This window comes from Clostridium sp. CAG:43 (assembly GCF_000434655.1).
Classification (GTDB): Bacteria; Bacillota; Clostridia; order Lachnospirales; family Lachnospiraceae; genus Otoolea; species Otoolea fessa.
Genome location: NZ_FR895008.1, coordinates 1 through 2968, shown reverse-complemented (window position 1 = coordinate 2968; position 2968 = coordinate 1). Strand labels below are relative to the sequence as shown.

General features: G+C 50.5%; 5 protein-coding genes. All 5 read left to right on the top strand.

Features of this window, described 5'->3' with window-relative positions; all coding sequences use genetic code 11:
• Positions 1-60 precede the first annotated feature (60 nt).
• Positions 61-528: a ribosome maturation factor RimP gene (rimP, locus tag QVO97_RS01085; protein ID WP_022358582.1), complete on the top strand. Its 468-nt coding sequence runs from the start codon at positions 61-63 to the stop codon at positions 526-528.
• Positions 529-551: 23 nt separating this feature from the next.
• Complete coding sequence (nusA, locus tag QVO97_RS01080) at positions 552-1742, top strand: transcription termination factor NusA (RefSeq protein WP_022358581.1); 1191 nt, start codon at positions 552-554, stop codon at positions 1740-1742.
• A gap of 153 nt (positions 1743-1895) precedes the next feature.
• Positions 1896-2123, top strand: coding sequence for an RNase P modulator RnpM (locus QVO97_RS01075; RefSeq protein WP_353784515.1), 228 nt, complete (start codon positions 1896-1898; stop codon positions 2121-2123).
• Positions 2110-2418, top strand: coding sequence for a L7Ae/L30e/S12e/Gadd45 family ribosomal protein (locus tag QVO97_RS01070; RefSeq protein WP_022358579.1), 309 nt, complete (start codon positions 2110-2112; stop codon positions 2416-2418). The genes QVO97_RS01075 and QVO97_RS01070 overlap by 14 nt, the downstream gene beginning before the upstream one ends.
• Positions 2419-2491: 73 nt before the next feature.
• Positions 2492-2968, top strand: a 477-nt coding sequence (locus QVO97_RS01065; RefSeq protein ID WP_288188559.1) for a translation initiation factor IF-2 N-terminal domain-containing protein, incomplete at its 3' end; no start/stop codon positions are given.

Below are 2968 nucleotides of genomic sequence, written 5' to 3'. Positions count from 1 at the left end.
ACTGGAAAGAGTGGACAAAAAAGTCCACTCTTTCTAATTTCATAGAAAGGTGGTGGGGGTGTGGCAAAGGGAGAGCAGTACGAAGCACGGGTAGAGGCGTGGATCACGCCGGTTCTGGAGCAGCATCAGTTTGAGCTGGTTGATGTGGAGTATGTCCGCGAGGTCGGCGTCTGGTATCTGCGGTGCTACATTGACAAAGAGGGCGGTATTACCGTTGATGACTGCGAGGTAATCAGCCGTCTGCTTGGTGAATGGCTGGATAAGGAAGATTTCATCGAGGACAGCTATATACTGGAGGTAAGTTCTCCGGGACTGGGACGTCCTCTGAAGAAAGAGAAAGATTTTGCAAGAAGCATCGGCAAAGATGTGGAGATCCGCCTGTATAAAGCGATCGACAAACAGAAGGAATTTACAGGAACGCTTACGTCCTATGACGCGGATTCCGTGACACTCACGATGGAGGACGGCAGCGAGCGTACATTTGAAAAATCAGGGATTGCTTTGATTCGTTTAGCCTTTGATTTTTAGACGGTAGGAGGAGATAAAATAAAATGAATAAAGAGTTGATTGAGGCAATAAATCTGCTGGAAAAAGAAAACAATATCAGCAAAGATGTTCTTTTAGAAGCGATTGAAAATTCTCTGCTGACAGCATACAAAAACAATTATGGCCGGGCAGATAATGTCAAGGTAAACATCAACCGTGAAACAGGAGATTTTTCCATCGTGGCAGAGCGTGAGGTTGTGGAGACCGTAGAGGATCCGATGACCCAGGTAAGCCTGGCAGAGGCAAAGCTCTTAAACAGCAAGTATGAGCTGGGCGACATCGTTCAGTTCTCTGTCAATTCCAAGGAGTTTGGACGTATCGCCGTTCAGAACGCGAAGAATGTTATCTTACAGAAGCTTCGTGAGGCAGAGCGCAACGCCCTGTATGAGGAGTGGCACTGCAGAGAGAAAGATATCGTAACGGGTATCGTACAGCGCTATGTAGGACGCAACATCAGCATCAACTTAGGCAAGATCGACACGATCTTGAACGAGAGTGAGCAGGTAAAGGGCGAGGTATTCAAACCGACCGAGCGTATCAAACTGTATGTCATCGAAGTAAAAGAGACACAGCGTGACCCGCGTATCACCGTATCCAGAAGCCATCCAGATCTGGTAAAACGCCTTTTTGAGTCTGAGGTTGCCGAGGTCCGAGACGGTACCGTAGAGATCAAGGCGATCGCACGTGAGGCAGGTTCCCGTACGAAGATGGCAGTCAGCTCCAACGACCCGAACGTCGATCCGGTCGGCGCATGTGTCGGCTTAAACGGCGCGCGTGTCAGCGCGGTTGTCAATGAGCTGCGCGGTGAGAAGATCGATATCATCAACTGGGATGACAACCCTGCATTCCTGATTGAGAACGCGTTAAGCCCGGCAAAGGTTATCCTGGTTGCAGCAGATGAGGAAGCACGCGAGGCACAGGTGATCGTTCCGGATTACCAGCTTTCCCTGGCAATCGGAAAAGAGGGGCAGAATGCACGTCTGGCAGCCCGCCTGACCGGCTTCAAGATCGATATCAAGAGCGAGACACAGGCAAGAGAGTCTGGTCTTTTAGATGAGCTTGAGAGCGGTTATGAGGAAGGCTTCGAGGGCTACACCGACGACCCGCTGATCAGCGTGGCAGAGGAAGACGCAGCCGAGGTAGCAGAAAATGAGGTATCTGAGGGCACAGAAGAGCCGGCAGCGGAGCAGGAATAATCCTGACAGATAATGTGCGGGGATGCTGATTTCGGGCGGAGCGAGCAGATTTGGCAGAAAGAAAGCAGCAGAACCGGGATTTGACAGAAATGGAAGTGATAGACAGTGGGAGCAAAGAAAGTGCCGCTCAGACAGTGCATCGGATGCGGAGAAATGAAGAGCAAAAAAGAAATGATCCGCGTTTTAAAGACAGCCGACGATACGATCGAGATTGACGCGACAGGCCGTAGGAATGGACGCGGCGCCTACCTCTGTCCTTCGATGGACTGCTGGAAAAAGGCGGTAAAGAGCAAAGGACTGGAGCGGTCGCTCAAGATGGCGATTCCGAAGGAAGTCTATGAGGCGCTGGAAAAGGAGATGGAGCAGTTTGGAGAATCGTAAAAAGGTGCTGAATCTTCTGGGACTGGCGACGCGCGCCGGTAAGACGGCAAGCGGCGAGTTCATGACCGAGAAAGCGATCAAGAGTGGAAAAGCGTATCTGGTGATCGTGTCAGAAGAAGCGTCGGATAATACAAAAAAGATGTTTGAAAATTCATGTGCATACTACAAGGTTCCCGTGTACCAGTTCGGCATGAAAGAAGAGCTGGGACACGCGATGGGAAAAGAGATGAGAGCGTCTCTGGCCGTTTTGGATTCCGGTTTTGCAAAGGCGTTAAGAGAGAAGTTAGATAATTAACGCTTTTCTGGGCGGGCTCTTTTAGGAGCTTATGCAGAACGGGAAGGCAGTGCCGGAACGGAGGTAGCAAAACATGAGAGTTAATGAGTTGTCAAAACAGATTGGCAAATCAAATAAAGAAGTTTTAGAGATACTGCAGAAAAATCATTTTGACGTAAAAAGCCATTCTTCCAAGGTGACGGAGGAACAGGCAGAAGCAGTCAGATGCTTCCTTGCAGGAGCAAAGAGACAGACGACAGCGTCAAAGACAGATACAGGAAAGGCGGAAACAAATCGAGTGGAAGATATAAAGAAAGAGCCGTTAGAGGCAGAGAAGAAAGAGGCGGAGAAGACAACTGAGCCGCCGAAAAAGCGGATTGCAGCGGTTTATCGTCCGCAGAACAGCGTACAGAGAGGAAGCCGTCCGGCAGGCAAGGCCAATACAGGAAACGCAGCCAAGACCGGCGCACCGGCAAGCCGTCCGGCAGCAGCAAGTGCAGAGCAGACCGCAGAGCCGGCTAAGAACGCAGCTCCAGCGGAGAACCGTGATGGACAGAGAAGCGGCTATCAG

Bases quoted from the DNA above. Each gene is read 5' to 3' on its own strand.
- nusA (WP_022358581.1), top strand. From the start codon at position 552: ATGAATAAAGAGTTGATTGAGGCAATAAATCTGCTGGAAAAAGAAAAC.
- QVO97_RS01075 (WP_353784515.1), top strand. From the start codon at position 1,896: ATGAAGAGCAAAAAAGAAATGATCCGCGTTTTAAAGACAGCCGACGAT.